We start from the raw sequence: 16324 nt of genomic DNA, 5'->3' as shown, positions 1-16324 counted from the left end.
CCGGCATGCGGCCAACCCTGGCGAGCGCCAGCGCAGCGTGCCATGCCGGCATCAGCGGGCGACGCCCTTGCCGGTCAAACGGCGCCACAGCAGCAGCGGCAGGCGCAGGGCGAAGCCGAACATCAGCCGGGTGTGCATCCAGGTCAGCAGGCGGTTGTCGCGCCAGTAATTGAAATGCGACACCCCGCCCTCCCCGGCCTGGAAGTATTTCACCGGCGACGGCAGGTTCACCGGCGGCACGCCGTACCAGCACAGCCGCACCACTGCCTCCGGGTCGAAGTCGAAACGGCGCATCCAGCGCTGGCGCTGCATGATGTGCCGCAGCGGCGCCACCGGGTAGACGCGAAAGCCGAACAGCGAGTCGCCGATGCCTGCCCACAGCGTTTCCAGGTTGGCCCACCAGTTGGAAATCTTGCGTCCCTTGACGCGCAGGCTGGGTGCGCTGGCATCGAACACCGGCAGCCCCAGCACCATGGCCTCCGGCTGCTGCTGCGAGCGCGCCATGAACTCGGGAATCAGCTGCGCCGGGTGCTGGCCATCGGAATCCATGCACAGCACGTGGCTGAAGCCCAGTCGTGTCGCCTGATCCAGCCCGTGCAGCACCGCCGCGCCCTTGCCGCGGTTTTCCGGCAGCACGAACACCTGCAGGCCGTCGTCGGCGGCAGCCATCTGCTGCAGCGCCTGCGCCGTGCCGTCGGTGCTGCCATCCACGATCACCCATACCGGGTTCCACTGCGCGCGGGCGGCCCGCACGGTATCGAACACCTTGGCGCCGGGGTTGTAGCTGGGGATGAGAACCACGTGCGTGGTGGAGGGAATAGACATGACAGGCTGACTGAACGAAAAAATGCACCCATGACGGATGCTGTTTGAATTGGGCGAACTTAGCCGATAGCCGGCCCCCCGGTCAAGAACGCGCGGACGGCCTGGCTTCAAAATGTATTCATGATCTCGCGAGCTAGAGCGAGACAAGGCAAAAACGACTGCGGAAGCGGAATTTACAAATGGTAAATGAGCATTATGAAGGCGTTTTTAACGCCGTATCGCCGACGCGCAGCAGATCGTACACAAGCTCTCAGTCCAGCTGCAGATCCGGGTCGATAGACAAACGGATCGTGCTTTCAAAATATTGCTGCAGGCTGCGGGTGGTGTCATCGCGCGAGCCCTGCGCTGCAAACTCCTTGCCCGGCACCGCGCGGTAGATCAGCGGAAACGCCGGCGGCCTCCAGATTTTCCAGCCCTTGCTCAGATAGGGCGAATTGGTGGTGATGATGATGGTCTGCAACGGCACTGCGGCCTTGCGGGCGATCAAGGCCACCGAACCGCCGATCTCGTTCACCGGCTGCTGCGTGGTGCGGGTACCTTCCGGAAAGATCATCAGCACCGTGCCCTGGCGCAGGGTACGGATGGCGGCGCGGAACATCTGCTCCGGGTAGCGGTTGGATACATAGCCGGCCAGATAGGCGCCGGCGCCAAGAAACATATTGGAGCTGATGCTGGCCTTCATCAGGCACACCGCGCGCGGAATGCGCGACAGCACCAGGAAGGCATCGATCATGCTGGGGTGATTGGGCACCAGCAGCAAATGCTTGCGGCTGCGCAGCCGGTCCAGCTCGCGCAGATCCAGCTGCATCAGCCCGCAGGCCTGGGCGCCGGCCAGAAAGCAGCGGCAGATGGCACTGATCGTCCATTGCACCACCGGTTGACGCAGGCGGCGCGGCGCCAGCAGCAGCGGCAAGGCGGCGATATTGCCCAGCAGCAGCATGCTGCCCAACCAGCACAACATCAGGTAGAACAGGACAATCTGGCCCAGGCGAAAACAGCGATTGAACATTATTTTGAGTATTTCCCCGGTTGCCAAGCAACCATCTTTTGCACCAGGCCAGCACGCAGGAGCAGCCTTGCGGCCAACTCGGAATCCGGGATAGTTTCAGCGCGATTGACGGCCGTCATGGTAACGACGGCTGATGGCGGAGATGCCGGCCGGATCAGGCTATGCACCACGCATTTGCCATAATTTTACTATATAATCGCCGACTTTTGGTGCGCGTCACGCTTTGGATCGAATACTCATGCTTGCACAAATCATCAAGAACTACCTGGTTGAAACCAAGGGCAAGGACCCGGCGCTGTTCGACGATCCGGCACTGCAGGTTTCCGCCCTGGGGCTCGACTCGCTGGACATGGTGGAAATGCTGTTCGAAATCGAGGACCGCTGCGGCTTCCAGCTGCCGGACCCCACCCGTTACCCGCAAATGAGCTTCCGCGACATGCTGGCCGACATCGAAGCCGCCATCCGCGAGCACAATAACGGCGAAATGCCGGAACTCAGCCTGGAAGCCGGCAAATAGTGGCCAGGGTCCTGATCACCGGCATGGGCGCCATCAGCCCGCTGGGCGCCGACCTGCCCACCAGCTTCGCCCAGGCGCTGGCCGGGCACTGCGCCATAGGCGCCGCCACGCCGGACATCGCCAGGTGGCTGCCCAATGTGCTGCAGGCTTCGGCCGCCGCCGAGCCGGCCAGCCTGCTGGATGGCAAGCATGCCGGTCTGGACCGCGCCAGCCAGTTTGCGCTGGTGGCCGCCAACGAAGCACTGGCTGCGGCCAACTTCGGCCCGGCACCGGATGATGCGCGTCGCGTCGGCGTCTACGTCGGTATCGGCTTTGGCGGCGCGCATACCGTGGACGGCCTGTACGACCGCTTCCAGGCCGCGGTACACAGCGACGGCAAGCGCAACCCGGTAATGGTGCACCCGCTGTCGGTACCGCGCATGATGGCCAACGCACCGGCAGCCGCCATTTCCATGGGCTACGGCCTGCGCGGCCCCAGCCATACCTATACCGTGGCCTGCGCCTCCTCCAGCGTCGCCATCGGCGAAGCGTTCCGCGCCATCCGCGATGGCTACCTGGACGCCGCCGTGGTGGTGGGCTGCGAGGCCATGCTCACCCCGGGTGCGATGCTGGCCTGGAACGCACTGCGGGTGATGGCCAAGCCGCATGCGGCCAACCCTGCGCGCAGCTGCCGCCCGTTCTCGCAGGATCGCAGCGGTTTCGTGCTGGGTGAAGGCGGTGCCGCCATCGTGCTGGAAAGCGAAGCCCGCGCCGACGCACGCGGCCAGCAGGCGCTGGCCGAGCTGTGCGGCTACGGCAGCAGCAGCGATGCCGCCCACCTCACCGCGCCTTCCAGCGCCGAGCAGATCCATGCCATGCAGCAGGCGCTGGACGATGCCGGCCTGCGCCCGCAGGACATCCAGTATCTGAACGCGCACGGCACCGCCACCGATGCCGGCGACGTCACCGAGACCGAGTCCATCCGCGGCGTGTTCGGCACGGCGGCCGAGCAACTGGCTGTCAGCTCCACCAAGGCGATGCACGGCCACCTGATCGGCGCCGGCGGCATCCTGGAATTCGCGCTCAGCGTGATGGCGATGCGCAGCGGCTCGCTGCCGCCCACCGCCACGCTGGAACAGCCGGACCCGCGCTGCGACCTGGATTACATCCCGCTGCAGGCGCGCCACGGCTGCGACATCCGCGCCATCATGTCCAACTCCTTCGCTTTCGGCGGCAGCAATGTGTCGCTGGTGGCAAAGCGCGTGTAGTCATGAGCGGCCAGGGCTACGCCTACCCGATGCAGCTGCAGCGCAGCGATATCGAGCAGATATTGCCGCACCGCGGCGCCATCTTCGTCTGCCAGCGGCTTACCATCGAGGGGCCGCACCAGTTTCATGGCGTGGCAAGTTGGCCGCATGACCATGCGGTCATCGAGGGACACTTCCCCGGCATGCCCATCGTGCCGGGCGTGCTGCTGATCGAAACTATGGCGCAGCTCGCCGGCGCCGGCCTGCTGGCTGGCGACCCCTACGTCAAAACCCTGCCGGAGGATTCGGTGGGCGTGCTGGCGGCGGTGCGCAACTGCTGGTTCAAGCAGCCGGTGTTGCCGGGGCAACAGGTGGAATTCTTCATCCACTGCCGGCAGATGGCGCCGCTGCTGGTACAGATCAGCGCCCAGGTGAAGGTAGCGGAACAGGACGTAGCCAAGCTGGAAGTGGCACTGGCCTACGCGCCGCGCAGCCAGCTACAAACGGCTAGCAGCGCCAGCTCGTAGCGCCGCTAACAAAACCTAGCGCAGCGATCCTGCCTATGCGCGCGGCCGCAGACAGTACAAGTAGTACGGCAAGGCCGCGCAACAACGGCAGGAAGGTTTTGTTAGTGGTGACTAGATCATGCCGCCGTTGATGGAGATCACCTGGCCACTGATATAGCCCGCCTGCTCCGACGCCAGGAAGCCCACCAGGCTGGCCACTTCCTCCGGCCGCCCTACCCGCTTCATCGGCACCAGCTGTGCCACCATGTCCTTGTCGAACACGTCCTTGGTCATGTCCGAGGCAATGATGCCCGGTGCCACCGCGTTGACGGTGATGCCGCGGCTGGCCAGCTCCAGCGACAGCGACTTGGTGGCGCCGTGCAACGCGCTCTTGGCGGCGGCGTAATTGGTCTGGCCGCGGTTGCCGGCCAGTGCCGCCACCGAGGTGATATTGATGATGCGGCCCCAGCGGGTGCGGATCATCGGCATGGTCAGCGGCTGGGTCACGTTGAAGAAACCGTGCAGCGAGACATCGATCACCCGGTGCCACTGCGCCGCCTGCATGCCGGGGAATACCGCGTCGTCGTGGATGCCGGCATTGTTCACCAGCACCTGCACCGGGCCCTGCTCCAGCAGCGCCTCCAGCGCCGCTGCCGTGGCGGCGGCATCGGCCACGTCGAACTGCACCGCCTCGGCCGAGTAGCCCTGCTCGCGCAATGCCTGGCCCAGTTGCGCGGCCGCCGCCAGATTGCTGTTGGCGTGGATGATGACGTGGAAACCGTCGGCCGCCAGCCGCTGGCTGATGGCTGCGCCGATGGCGCCACTGCCACCGGTAATCAAGGCTCGTTTCATGCTCATACTCAAGAGGTTGATTTGCCGGCAAGCGCGTCGGCATCCAGCACCACGCCCAGGCGGCCGCTGACCAGCAGGCTGTCGCCGGCATGCAGGGAAAAGCGATACATGGCGTTTACCGGGCTGCCGGACAGGCGCTGCGCCTGGATGCGCAGCGGTGCGGCCAACTGGTCCAGCCGGCGGCAATGCCAGCTCAGCTCACGCACGCTGGTGAGGTAGCCGGCGCGCGCCGGTGCGGCATCGCCGGCCAGCAGCGCACCATGCACCGCCATGGCCTGCGCGGCGTACTCGATGGCGTTGGCCACGCCCAGGCGGCCGGCGGCGCGCAGCGGGTTGTCCGCCCGCAGGTGGCTGTCGGCCAGGCAGACGATGTCGTCTTCGTTCCAGCTTTCCACTGCCGACAGCAAACACATGCTGCCCTGGTGCGGAATGCGCGCGGCAATCCAGGCCTGATCCATCACCGGGTCCATCATGCCGCCACCTCGATGGCCAGGCGGCAGTCGTCCAGGTAGTCGATCACCACCCGCCCCGGCTGGCCGCTGGCCAGCAGCTGCAGCAGCGGCAGGCTGCGCGCAGCGGGAATGCGCTGGCGCAGCTCTTCCAGCTGCGCGTCGTCCATGCGGCTGGCCGGCTCGCTGCTGAAGCTCACGCGCAGCTCGGCCTGGCTCGCGGCGCTGCGCAGCGGGCTCAGTACCATAGCTACGCCCATCGGGTAGGGAATCGGCCGCTGCGCGTACAGCGGTTCCGGGTAGGCGGTATCGAAGGCGATCAGCAGGCAGGGCTTGCCGGCGCTGTGCGCCTGGGTAATGGTTTCCAGCAGGCCGGCGCCGAAGGTCGCATCGTAGGCGCACAGGCTGGTGGAGGCCTCGGTGCAGCCGGTGGCGATACCCCAGTAGCCGGCCGGCGCGTTGTGCACCGAGTTGTGGAAGCGGGTGGGCGAGATCATGCGCTCGTCCGAGGCCAGCACTTCCAGCAGGTTGTGGCAGTTGTCGCAGTCGCCGCCGGTGGAGCTGAACACATTGGGCAGGCTGGCGGCATCGGCGCCGGCAGCTTCCACTGCGGCCAACCCCAGTGCCATCGACAGCTTTACCGCGGTACCGGCACGGCGGCGCTCGGTGGAAGGCAGGATGGCCGGCGGCGCCAGGCGCACGTCCTCGGCCTGGTAGGGCGCCTGCCCCAACAGCCGCGGCGCGGCCTCGGTCCAGTCGTTCATGCCCGGGCCGAGCAGGCTCAGGCCCTCAAGATAAATCGTTGCCGTAGTCATGCACCCACCCGCGAGAAAACCAGACTGCAGTTGCTGCCACCGAAACCGAAAGAATTGCTCAACACGTGGCGCAAGGGGCGCTCCACCGTGCTCAGCAGGTAATTGCACTGCAGGCTGGCATCCAGCTGCTGCGTGCCCACCCCGCCCGGCATCACGCCGTGCTGCAGTGCCAGCGCGCAGATCAGCGCCTCGATGCCGCCGGCGGCGCCCAGCGTATGGCCGGTATGGCCCTTGGTGGAGCTGCACGGCGTGGCATCGCCGAACAGCGCCAGCACCGCGGCGCCTTCCGCCGCATCGTTGCTGGGCGTGGCAGTGCCGTGCAGATTGATGTAATCGATGTCTGCCGGCGCGAGGCCGGCCTGCTGCAAGGCTTGCGCCATGGCAGCCCGGGCACCCAGACCTTCCGGGTGCGGCGAGGACATATGGTAGGCGTCGCTGCTCTCGCCCACGCCGGTGAGCAGGATGTCGCCCGCCTGCGGCTGGCCGGCGCGCTCCAGCAGCGCGAACGCCGCCCCCTCGCCCACCGAGATACCGTCGCGCTCGCCGTCGAACGGGCGGCACGGATTGCTCGACACCAGCTGCAGCGAGGAGAAGCCGTAGATGGTGGTGAGGCACAGGGTATCCACGCCGCCGACGATGGCGGCGTCGATCAGCCCGGCAGCCATCATGCGCTCGGCGGTGCCGAACACCTTGGCGCTGGAGGAACAGGCGGTGGATACCACCACCGCCGGGCCGGCCAGGCCGAAGAAACTGCGCACGAAATCCGCCACCGAGTAGGCATTGTGGGTTTCGCGGTAGCTGTGCGCTGCCGGCAGCGCGCCGCTGTCCGGGTCGCGCTGGCGGTAGGCCACTTCCGAACTGAGAATGCCGGAGGTACTGGAGCCGAGGAACACGCCCACCCGGCCGGCGCCGTAGCGCGCCACCGCCTGCTCCACGCTGGCGATGAAACCGTCCTGCTGCAGCCCCAGCTGCGCCAGACGGTTGTTGCGGCAGTCGTAGGCCGCCAGATCCGGCCGCAGCGCGACCTCGTCCAGGCCGGCAACCTCGCCCACACAGACCTCGAATTCGACGGTTTCCCAGTGTTTTCTGACGATGCCGCCGCGCTGCTGGCGCAGGGCGTCGAGATGGGAGTCCCGCCCGGCGCCCAGGGCGCTGGTCAGGGTATAGGCACTAAGTCGAAGAGCTTGCATAAGCGGGGGAGTAAATCAGCATGGGTTGGCGAAAGGCGATCGGCATGGCCGATTCAGTCAGGCTCGCAGGCCTGGCGCAGAGTAACCGGTGTGAGCCGGCGTGCGGCCAACTCTTCCAGCAGGCGCGGCAACACCGCCAGGATCAGCGGCTTGCCGTCGGCGGTGCGGGCGGCATTGCCATCGTGCAGCAGCAGGATGTCGCCCGCTGCCAGATTGCGCACCAGCCGGGCGTACACCGTGTCCGGGTCGCAGGCGCGCGTATCATAGCCGCGGCGGGTCCAGCTCGCAAGAAACACCCCGGAGCGCTGCAACAGCGGGTCGAGGAAGGGGTTGCGCAGCCCGGCGATGGGCCGGTAGAAGCGCGGCAGCCGGCCAGTAATCGCCTGCAGCGTGGCCTGGCCCTCGCCCACTTCGCCGCGCCAGCCGGCCGGGCCGAACAGCGAGGTGTGCTTGCGGTGGCGCTGGCCGTGGTTTTCTATATCGTGCCCCTCCGCCACCGCCTGGCGGCACAGCTCCGGGTGGCGCTGGGCGCGCTCGCCGATGCAGAAGAAGGTGGCCGGTACCTGGTACTGGCGCAGCATGTCCAGCACCGCTGGGGTGACTGCCGGGTCCGGGCCGTCGTCGATGGTGATGGCCACTTCGCCGCGACGGATGGCGGCATCCGGCAGCCGGGTCAGATTGCTGCCCAGCAGCGCGCAGCGCGGCAGCAGGCCGGCCAGCGCGATGCCGCCGTGCAACAGGAACAGCGCCAGCAGCAGCCACGGCCAGTACTGCGGTGCGGCCAACCATGCCAGCAGCGCCACTATATGCAGGGCGATGCACAGCTTGAGAAACGGCGACAGCTTCATGCTTGCTCCTTTGCCGCAAATGCCGGCGCGGCCAGCGGGCCGTGATCCAGCCAGTGCTGCCACAGCCGCAGCCAGGCCGGCCAGCTGTGCTCACCGTCGGTGCGCTGCACCCGTTGCGGCGGCAGCAGGCCGGCCAGCAACTGCTGCCCGGCAAGAAAACGATCCTGTTCCGACAGCCCCAGCCACACCGGGCAATCGCCGGCACCAGCGGCCAGCCAGTGCCACCAGATGCGCTCGTCCTGCCTGGAAGTGGCCGGGTCCGCCGCCCAGGCCTGCGGCCCGCCGGCGGCGCCGATTTCCTGCAGGATGTCGGCGGTGCCGGGGTACGGCGCCAGCAGCTTGATGCCCGCCAGACGTTGGCCGCACAGCGCGGCGTAACAGGCAGCATAATGCAGCGCGTTGAAGGCACCCAGCGAGATGCCGGCCAGCCAGATGTGGCGGTAGCCGGCGTCCAGCGCCGGCTGCACCACCGCCTGCTGCAGGCTGCTGGCCACGGTGCCGGCCATCACCTGCTGGTACCCCACCTCGGCCAGCACGATATCCAGCGGCAGGCCGCGCTCCCGCACCGCAGCCACCATGCCCTGTGCGATCAGGTCTTCCAGTGTGGCCTTGGCCGGCGGCAGCAGCACCAGCAGGCTGTCCGCCCGCTGCGCCGGCTGCCAGCGATCGTCAATGGTGCGCACTGGGCTGCATCCTCGCCATCATTGCGGAAAACACCAACGCCAGCAAAGCGCCTATCGCCACTGTGCTGCCGATGAAGGACAGCACCGGCACGCTGGAAGTACCCAGCAGGCCGAAGCTGGTCACTGTGGCCAGGTTGGCCACCACCAGCGATACCTCCACCTGGCGCTGCTCCGCCGCGCTGCCCAGCTGCTGCTTGTTGGCAAAGAACAGCGCGTAGTTGGAGCCGATGGCCACCACCAGCAGCAGCCCCACCAGGTGCAGGATGGTCAGCTGGATGCCGCTGGCGTCGAAGATGGCCACCACGCACAGCACCGCGCAGCCCAGCGGAATGGTAACCCGCACCGCCTGGCGCCAGCCGCAGGTAAACGCCAGCAGCAGCAGGATGGCCAGGCTGCCCAGCGAGGAGAACACCAGCGCCTCGTGGGTGTAGCTGTCGAAGATGGCGGTGGTTTCCTCCAGCAGGTCGATCACCGTCACCTGCCCCAGCTGCCGGGCAGCCAGCGCCGCGCGCACCTTGTCCAGCGCGATCTGGTCGCCCTGCACGCCCACACCCGTTGGCCGCAAGGGCATCAGCACCAGGTAGCCGTGCTCACGCTTGATCAGCATGGAATCCAGCAGCACGCTGCTGGCGCTGCCGTGCAGGCTCTGCCGGCTCAGCAGCGGCTGGGTGCGGCTGCGTTCCAGGTCGGCCAGGAAGCCCTGCAGCTGCTCGGCCGCCAGCGGCATGCCCTGCAGCGCCTGCTGCAGCCGCTGCTGCGCCTCGCCCGCCGCCGGCAGCGCCGCCTGGCGCGCACGCTGGCTGGCCTGGCTGGGCAATAGCTCATCCGGTGAATGGAAGCCGCCGATCACGCCCTGGCGCTGCAGCTGCTGCAACACCTGCCGGCTGCGCTCGGCCAGTTGCAGCGCGCTTTCCTGATCCGGCGCGCTGAAGCTGGCGACGTAGCGCATGTCGTTGCCGCCCAGATCACCGCGCAGCTCGGCATCCAGCTGGTTCTGCTGCTTGGAGATGGAGCTGAGCGCATTGAGCTGGCGGCTCCAGATGTCCTGCTTGTGCAGCACCAGCACCGCCACTGCGGCCAACAGTGCTGCCGCCAGCACCCAGCGCAGGCGCGTCAGGCCATCCAGCGCCTTTTGCAGCCACTGCCCCGGCCCGCTCAGGTCACGCAGATTCAGCCGCGCCGGCATCAGCCCCGGCAGGATATAGCGGGTCACCAGCGCTGCCGTCACCAGCCCGCTGATGGAATACAGCCCCAGCTGCGACAGGCCGGGGAAGCTGGAACACATCAGCGCGGCAAAGCCGGTGATGGAGGTGAGCACGCCCAGGCGGATGGTGCGCCAGAAGTGGCGCGGCTCGTTGCCGCCGGCACGCTGGATGAACAGGTAGATGGAGTAATCGACCGCCTCGCCGATCAGCGTGGTGCCGAAGCCCAGCGTGAGGCCGTGCACGTGGCCGAAACCCAGGCTGACGCTGGCAATGCCCACCAGCGCGCCGGACAGCACCGGGATCAGCCCCAGCAGCAGCAGCGGCAGCGAGCGGTACACCAGCAGCAGCAGCGCCACCACCAGCACGGTGCCCAGCGTGGCCAGCCGCTCCACCTCATGCTGGATGGTGTTGCGCGAGGCCACCGACAGCACGCTGGTGCCGCTCATCACCAGCCGGGTGTCGGCATGGCGCGCCGGCAGCTGGTCGAAGGTGTGCTGCACATCGGCCAGCGCCGCCGCCTGGGCATCGGTATTCAGGCCGGATTCGGCCAACTGCAGCAGCAGCACCGCGCGCTTGCCGTCGCGCGATACCCAGATGTCGTTGCTGCTCTGCGGCTGGCTCTCGCCGATGAACTGGTCGAGAATCTGCAGCGTTTCCCCCGTAGGGTCGCGCGGCAGGATCTTCTTCACCACCAGGCCGGCATCGCCGGACATGGCGTCCAGCGTGTCCTGGATGGCGCCGTGCAGGCCGTCGGCACTGAAGCGCTGCGCCGTCACCGCCGGGCTCAGCAGGTAACGGTTGGCAAAGAAATACTGCTGGTCGCGCTGCTGGGTCTGGCTGTCGCCGTTCTGCACCGAGGTGAAACGCGGGTTGCGCGCCAACTGGCTCACCAGCAACCGCGACAGCCGGCCACGCTCGGCCTCGTCGCTGCCTTCGATGCCCACCAGCACGATGCGGGCGATGGCGCCGTCACGCAGCTGGTCGATCAGCATCTGCTGCCGCGCGCTGGGCACCTTGGGCATGAAGGCGGACAGGTCGGCCACAAAGCGGGTCTGGGTGATCACCAGCACCGAGGCCAGCATCAGCGCCAGCCAGGCGACCAGCGCCAGTTTGTAACGGCCTGGCTTCATTTGCTGCTGGTGCTGGTAATGGTCATTTCCGAGCGGTCGCCGTCGGCCTGCAGGAACTCGATGCTGCGCACCTGCGCCTGGTTGCCGGCGATGCGGATCTGGCTGATCACCTTCTGCATGCGCGACTGGATCGGGGTGAGGTTCAGCTGCCACTGTTCGCTGCCGCCGCTCAGCGCCAGGGTATAGAAGCGCTCCAGCCCGCTACGGTCACCGGACAGGGTGGCGCGAATGCTTTCGACAAAGGCCGCCACTTCCGGGCGGTCGGACAGCGCCACCGTCATCTTGCGGCCGTCGCTGCGCTCCAGCGTCAGCTTGTTGCCCTCCAGCAGCACGGATTCCACCTTGGGCTTGAGGGTGCGCTTTTCCAGCCGGTCCGGCGCGGTAAAGGCCAGCTCGCCGGAAGACTCCAGCGGCTGCTTGAGCATGGCGATGTATTTTTTCTCGACAAAGGTGGCGGTGCCGGATTTTTTCTGGCCCAGCATCTGCATCAGGTCGGCCACGCTCAGTTCGGCGGCCTGGCACAGGCCGGCTGCCAGCAATACGGCCAGCGCGGCCACGGTCTTGCTCATGATAGGTGCTCGCATGCTCTGTCTAGCTTTCATCCCAAAAGTCGTAAAAGTTGAACCAGTTGAACGGGTAGGCGCGGCAGTGCCGCTCCAGCGCCGCCACATAGCTGTCGAGTAATGCGGCCAACCGTTGTTCCCGTGGCAGGTGCCCGGCAGCGGAAAAATCGTCCAAAAGCTCGAAATGCACCCGGTAGCGGTTGCCGCCCAGGTAGATGCCGGCCATGAAGAACACCGGCTGCCTGAGCATCGCCGCCATGCGGAACGGGCCGCTGGGAAAGCGCGCCGGCGCCCCCAGCAGCGGGCGGCTCAGGTATTGGTCCGGCCCGGAGGCACGGTCGGCCAGAATGCCCACCAGCGCGCCCGCTTCCAGCCGGTTGTGCACGTTCAGCATGGCGTCCAGCGTGCCCAGCGCGATGATGTCCTGCTGCGCGCGCGGGTTGATGGCCTGCAGCGCCTGGTTGATCTGGCGCGCGTTCTCCGGGTACATCGCCATGCTGATCTGCAGCCCTGGGCGATGACGCGCCATGCTGCGCAGCACTTCGAAGCTGCCAAGGTGAGCGCCGAACAGCAAGGCGCCCTGGCCGCGGTCGCAGTAGGCGTGCAGCTGCTCTGTGCCGGACAACTCGATGCTGAAATCGTCGAAACGGTCGCGCAGCAGGTAGACGCGGTCGTGAATGGTGCTGGCGAAGCCAAGCACATGGCGGTAGCGCTCGCCCCAGCCTGGTGCGCGGCCCAGGCAGCGCGTCAGGTAGGCGCGCGATGCAGCGCTCGCCCGGCCGCCAAACAACAGGAAATAGGCGGCAATGCCGTACAGCACCAGCCGCGAGCAGCGCCGCCCCAGCAGGCAGGACAGCGTGGACATGACGCGCAGCCAGAAGCGGCTGCCGCGTTCACGCTGCTGCATCCACTCCGGGGCGCTGGAAGCGTCGGGCTGACTCACCCGGCCCGCCCTTCGGCCACGGCAAACTTGCCGTCCGCCACTTTGCGCTGTTCATGAAAAATGGTGAACGCCACTGCCGCCGGGTCCAGACGGAACTCCAGCCACAGCAGCTGCCCCGGGCTGACCGGGCTGTGAAACTTGGCTACCAAGAGGCCGGCCAGTTGCTGCCCGCTGGCCGCTTCGATAGTGAGCATGGCGTGATCCAGCAACACCACGCCCGGCAGCACCGGGCGGCCGGGAAAGTGGCCGGCATAGGCCGGGTGATCGCTGGCGATAGGCAAAGGAAGGCGCATCATGTTCAGCCCCGCTTTGGTAGATGTTGGGCGATCAGTTCCTGCAGGCTGCGCGCCAGAACCTTGCCGTTGCCGTCGCGCGGCAGGCTGTCGATGAACACCACGTGGCGCGGCAGGAACACCGAATCGACATACTGGCGCAGGCCGGCCAGGATGGCGGCGCGGTCCAGCCCCGGCGCCACCACGAAGGCGGCCAGGCGCTCCACCTCGCCGCTAGTGTTGCGCTCCGGCACGCAGAACACGCCGTCCACCACGCCGGGCAGGCTGGTGAGCGTGGCGTTGAGGAAGGACAGCGAGCTGCGCTTGCCGGCCACATTGATCATATTGGCCTTGCGATCCACCAGCCGGAACAGGCTCGGGCTGAACAGCTCCACCATATCGTTGAGCATCTGCGGTGTCTCATACACCTCGCCCACCGCCCAGAATTCGTCGTCGCGCAGCTCCAGCGTGATGCCCTGCAGGGTATGCCAGGTGCTGTCACGGTCGGTTTCGCGGGTGGCGACCTGGCCGGTTTCGGTGGAGCCGTAGATTTCCAGCACCGGGCAGCCCAGCTGCTGGCGCGCCTGTGCGGCCAACTCGGCGGACAGCGGTGCGGTAGCCGACAGGATCACCGCGATGTCCGGCAGCGCGATGTTCGCCTCCAGCAGCTTGCGCAGGTGGAAGGGCGTGATCACCAGCAGCCGCGGCGCCGGCATTTCCGCCAGGCTGGCGGCGATGTCGGCCGGGAAGAACGGAATCTGCGACGACATGCGCCCGCCAGCCAGAATCGGCAGCAGCACGCTGGACTCCAGCCCGTACATGTGGCGGATCGGCACCGTGCCCACCACCGAGCACGGCGCACCGGCCACCGCCCACACCCGTTCCGCGCCAGCCAGGATCGCCAGCCGCAGGCGGCCGAAGGTCTTGAAATGCGGCATCGGCGTGCCGGTGGAGCCGGAGGTATACATGCAGGCGATGCGCTGGTCGAAGGCGATCAGCGGCATCCCGTTCAAGGTTGGCCGCAAGGCCGGCGCCGGCACGTCCACGCGGAAATACGGCAGCCCGCTCACCGGGCTGTCGGCCTGGTCGCCCAGCACCAGCACGCCGGGCTGCTCTGCAGCCACCATGGCGATATGCTCCGGCGCGGCGGAATTGGGCAGCACGGTGAGCATATTGCGGGCGATGGCGGCAAACAGCGCCACCGCGAACCAGTAGCGGTCGGCACACAGGTTCATCACCCGCTGCCCTTCCGGCAATGCGGCAGCCAGGGTCAGTACCTGGGCGTGGAAGGTGTCGCGGTCGATCAGCTCGCCATGGCGATAGGCAAAAGGCGCATGGCGCTCGGCATCGGGAAGCAGCGGTATCAGGCTCATGAACGGAACGGAATCAATCTCGGCAGCACGGGCCTACTCGGCGGTATCCCGGCACTGCGTGTATTTGCGATAGGACTGGATGGTCTGGGCGATGCTGAAATGCGGCTGCCCCGGCAGCGCGCGCAGGCGGATCAGGTATTCACCGCCGAACATCAGCCCCAGCGACAGCGGGGTGAACAAGGAGGCGAACAGCGCCCAGCTGGCCAGCGGGGCAAACGCGAACAGCAGCAGCGATGCCGTAGCGCAGGCGGCGAAATACAGCGTCCAGGCCAGGGTGACCTTCCAGGTGTAATGCAGGTAGCGCGCATCCAGCGGCTCGGCAATGGCGATGCGGGCAATGCGCGAGCACAGCGCGCCTTCGTGGCTGCCCAGGGTGCTACCGAACATGATGCCAAGGCCGGTCATGATGCCGGCGTGCTGGAAGAAATACAGCCAGGCGGCGTGCGCCAGCAGGCGGTCGATATTCAGCGCCACCGCCAGCAACACGCCCGTGCACAGCAGCATGGCCGGCAGGCGAAAGACGGAGTTCCAGCAGGCGGCGATCACCCCGATGGTGAGCGGCGCGGCGCCGATCAGCACCGCGTACAGCGGCGGCTGGCTGGAGGACGAGGCCAGGTAGTCGAATACCAGATAGGCCCCGGCCACCAGGGCCAGCAACACCAGGCGCACGGAGCGCCATAGCCCGGTCATTTGCTGCGATGCTCGCGGATATAGGCTGCCAGCGCGCGCAGGGAGGCAAAAATGGTGGTGTTGTCTTCGCTGTCGGCCTTCATCTGCACACCGTACTGCTTGGACATCACCAGCGCGATTTCCAGGATGTCGATGGAGTCGATGCCCAGCTCGTCACCGTACAGCGGCGCCTCGGGAACAATGTCTTCGGGCGCGATGTCAAGGTTCAGCGCGGTAACGATATGCCCGGCAATTTCACGTTCCAGTGCCAGGTCCGGCGCAATAGGTTGTTCCATGATTTGAAATAATAATCGAGTATTGTTTAATGAAAATGCTGGCAATCGCCAACATCATGCAGTTTCTGTATCATCGCCATGCCATTTGAAACGCCGGCAGAATGCGTGATGACACGCTGTTTTGACGGCGGCAAAGCCGATACATGACGCGGAAAAATAAACGAGGAGTATAACAAATATCCCCGCCGGCATACCACCGCACCCGCCCGGTCACCACCAGCAAGGAGCAGATTTGAACAAGGGAGTGATCAGCAAACCGCCCGGCCAGACCGGCGTTGTGGCCACCATTCTGACCCACTTCTGGTTCAAGATGTTCGGCACCATGGGCTTCACCATGGTGTTTTTTGTCGCCTATGTCTACCTGCTGCGGCACCCGGCCAGCGCGGTCAGCATCATCCCTGCCACGCTGCCTGACCGCCTGGTCGGTTTTCAGCCCTGGGCACTGCCGATTTACCTGTCGCTGTGGGTTTATGTCTCGCTGCCGGCAGTATTGATGCTGAGCCGCCGCGAAATTGTCAGCTACGGCGTCAAGGTGGCACTACCCTGCCTGAGCGGGCTGGCGATATTCTATTTCTGGCCCAATGCCATCGCCCCGGCCGATATCGACTGGGCGCAGTATCCTGGCGTGGCCTTCCTGAAAAACGTGGATACCGCCGGCAATGCCTTCCCGTCGCTGCACGTGGCCACCGCGGTGTTTTCCGGGCTGTGGCTGCACTGGCGCATTCGCCTGCTGCGATTGGGCCGCACCATGGAATGGTGCAATATCGCCTGGTGCGTGGCCATCGCCTACTCCACCATGGCAGTCAAACAGCACGTGGCGCTGGACGTGGTGGCCGGCACCTTGCTGGGGCTGGGTACAGCCTGGCTGAGCGGCCTGAAAAGCCACGCCCGCGGCAACAGCCTGTAGCCGCCTCCGCATCACCCTTTGTACAGTTGCAACCGAAACGCCCGCA

At 66.5% G+C, this 16324-nt stretch carries 19 protein-coding genes; 4 read left to right on the top strand and 15 right to left on the bottom strand.

Features of this window, described 5'->3' with window-relative positions; all coding sequences use genetic code 11:
- Window positions 1-51: 51 nt before the first annotated feature.
- Window positions 52-825, bottom strand: coding sequence for a glycosyltransferase family 2 protein (locus PSELUDRAFT_RS11175; protein ID WP_088966917.1), 774 nt, complete (start codon window positions 823-825; stop codon window positions 52-54).
- Window positions 826-1075: 250 nt separating this feature from the next.
- On the bottom strand, window positions 1076-1834 hold the full coding sequence (locus tag PSELUDRAFT_RS11170; protein WP_088966916.1) for a lysophospholipid acyltransferase family protein: 759 nt from the start codon (window positions 1832-1834) through the stop codon (window positions 1076-1078).
- Window positions 1835-2072: 238 nt separating this feature from the next.
- Between PSELUDRAFT_RS11170 and PSELUDRAFT_RS11165 the strand changes: the two genes are divergently transcribed.
- From PSELUDRAFT_RS11165 to PSELUDRAFT_RS11155, 3 genes are read left to right on the top strand one after another with little or no spacing between them, the layout of a single operon-like run.
- Window positions 2073-2351, top strand: coding sequence for an acyl carrier protein (locus tag PSELUDRAFT_RS11165; RefSeq protein WP_088966915.1), 279 nt, complete (start codon window positions 2073-2075; stop codon window positions 2349-2351).
- Window positions 2351-3598: a beta-ketoacyl synthase gene (locus PSELUDRAFT_RS11160; RefSeq protein ID WP_088966914.1), complete on the top strand. Its 1248-nt coding sequence runs from the start codon at window positions 2351-2353 to the stop codon at window positions 3596-3598. The genes PSELUDRAFT_RS11165 and PSELUDRAFT_RS11160 overlap by 1 nt, the downstream gene beginning before the upstream one ends.
- A gap of 2 nt (window positions 3599-3600) precedes the next feature.
- Complete coding sequence (locus PSELUDRAFT_RS11155) at window positions 3601-4104, top strand: 3-hydroxyacyl-ACP dehydratase FabZ family protein (protein ID WP_088966913.1); 504 nt, start codon at window positions 3601-3603, stop codon at window positions 4102-4104.
- A gap of 111 nt (window positions 4105-4215) precedes the next feature.
- Here PSELUDRAFT_RS11155 and fabG read toward each other — a convergent pair whose 3' ends face one another.
- From fabG to PSELUDRAFT_RS11090, 13 genes are read right to left on the bottom strand one after another with little or no spacing between them, the layout of a single operon-like run.
- The gene (gene fabG, locus PSELUDRAFT_RS11150) at window positions 4216-4935 is read right to left on the bottom strand and encodes a 3-oxoacyl-ACP reductase FabG (protein WP_088968472.1); all 720 of its coding nucleotides are present in this window, start codon (window positions 4933-4935) and stop codon (window positions 4216-4218) included.
- Between the two features lie 8 nt (window positions 4936-4943).
- Window positions 4944-5408 carry a 3-hydroxylacyl-ACP dehydratase gene (locus tag PSELUDRAFT_RS11145; RefSeq protein WP_164497428.1) on the bottom strand — a complete coding sequence of 155 codons (465 nt, stop codon included), beginning with the start codon at window positions 5406-5408 and terminating at the stop codon, window positions 4944-4946.
- Entirely contained in the window at window positions 5405-6199 is a 795-nt protein-coding gene (locus PSELUDRAFT_RS11140) for a beta-ketoacyl synthase chain length factor (protein WP_088966912.1), read from the bottom strand. The genes PSELUDRAFT_RS11145 and PSELUDRAFT_RS11140 overlap by 4 nt, the downstream gene beginning before the upstream one ends.
- The gene (locus tag PSELUDRAFT_RS11135; protein ID WP_088966911.1) at window positions 6196-7389 is read right to left on the bottom strand and encodes a beta-ketoacyl-[acyl-carrier-protein] synthase family protein; all 1194 of its coding nucleotides are present in this window, start codon (window positions 7387-7389) and stop codon (window positions 6196-6198) included. Before PSELUDRAFT_RS11135 ends, PSELUDRAFT_RS11140 begins: the two co-directional genes overlap by 4 nt.
- 53 nt (window positions 7390-7442) lie before the next feature.
- Entirely contained in the window at window positions 7443-8237 is a 795-nt protein-coding gene (locus PSELUDRAFT_RS11130) for a polysaccharide deacetylase family protein (protein WP_088966910.1), read from the bottom strand.
- Window positions 8234-8920: an alpha/beta hydrolase gene (locus tag PSELUDRAFT_RS11125; RefSeq protein WP_088966909.1), complete on the bottom strand. Its 687-nt coding sequence runs from the start codon at window positions 8918-8920 to the stop codon at window positions 8234-8236. Before PSELUDRAFT_RS11125 ends, PSELUDRAFT_RS11130 begins: the two co-directional genes overlap by 4 nt.
- Complete coding sequence (locus PSELUDRAFT_RS11120) at window positions 8907-11255, bottom strand: MMPL family transporter (protein ID WP_088966908.1); 2349 nt, start codon at window positions 11253-11255, stop codon at window positions 8907-8909. The genes PSELUDRAFT_RS11125 and PSELUDRAFT_RS11120 overlap by 14 nt, the downstream gene beginning before the upstream one ends.
- Window positions 11252-11839, bottom strand: a complete 588-nt coding sequence (locus tag PSELUDRAFT_RS11115) for a LolA-related protein (RefSeq protein ID WP_231895198.1) — start codon at window positions 11837-11839, stop codon at window positions 11252-11254. Before PSELUDRAFT_RS11115 ends, PSELUDRAFT_RS11120 begins: the two co-directional genes overlap by 4 nt.
- Window positions 11840-11846: 7 nt before the next feature.
- Entirely contained in the window at window positions 11847-12761 is a 915-nt protein-coding gene (locus tag PSELUDRAFT_RS11110) for an acyl-CoA synthetase (protein WP_231895197.1), read from the bottom strand.
- Window positions 12758-13057: a beta-hydroxyacyl-ACP dehydratase gene (locus tag PSELUDRAFT_RS11105; RefSeq protein WP_088966905.1), complete on the bottom strand. Its 300-nt coding sequence runs from the start codon at window positions 13055-13057 to the stop codon at window positions 12758-12760. Before PSELUDRAFT_RS11105 ends, PSELUDRAFT_RS11110 begins: the two co-directional genes overlap by 4 nt.
- A gap of 2 nt (window positions 13058-13059) precedes the next feature.
- Window positions 13060-14406 (bottom strand): AMP-binding protein, encoded by a 1347-nt coding sequence (locus tag PSELUDRAFT_RS11100; RefSeq protein WP_088966904.1) that lies wholly within the window; start codon window positions 14404-14406, stop codon window positions 13060-13062.
- A 33-nt stretch (window positions 14407-14439) separates the two neighbouring features.
- On the bottom strand, window positions 14440-15096 hold the full coding sequence (locus PSELUDRAFT_RS11095) for a hypothetical protein (protein WP_088966903.1): 657 nt from the start codon (window positions 15094-15096) through the stop codon (window positions 14440-14442).
- Window positions 15093-15371 (bottom strand): phosphopantetheine-binding protein, encoded by a 279-nt coding sequence (locus PSELUDRAFT_RS11090; RefSeq protein WP_088966902.1) that lies wholly within the window; start codon window positions 15369-15371, stop codon window positions 15093-15095. The genes PSELUDRAFT_RS11095 and PSELUDRAFT_RS11090 overlap by 4 nt, the downstream gene beginning before the upstream one ends.
- Window positions 15372-15603: 232 nt before the next feature.
- Here PSELUDRAFT_RS11090 and PSELUDRAFT_RS11085 point away from each other — a divergent pair, with 232 nt between their 5' ends.
- Window positions 15604-16278: a phosphatase PAP2 family protein gene (locus tag PSELUDRAFT_RS11085; protein WP_088966901.1), complete on the top strand. Its 675-nt coding sequence runs from the start codon at window positions 15604-15606 to the stop codon at window positions 16276-16278.
- Window positions 16279-16324 lie beyond the last annotated feature (46 nt).

Origin of the sequence: Vogesella sp. LIG4 (assembly GCF_900090205.1) — a bacterium.
Lineage (GTDB): Bacteria > Pseudomonadota > Gammaproteobacteria > Burkholderiales > Chromobacteriaceae > Vogesella.
Note: the sequence above shows the minus strand (reverse complement) of the source record. Positions and strands in the feature narration are given on the sequence as shown.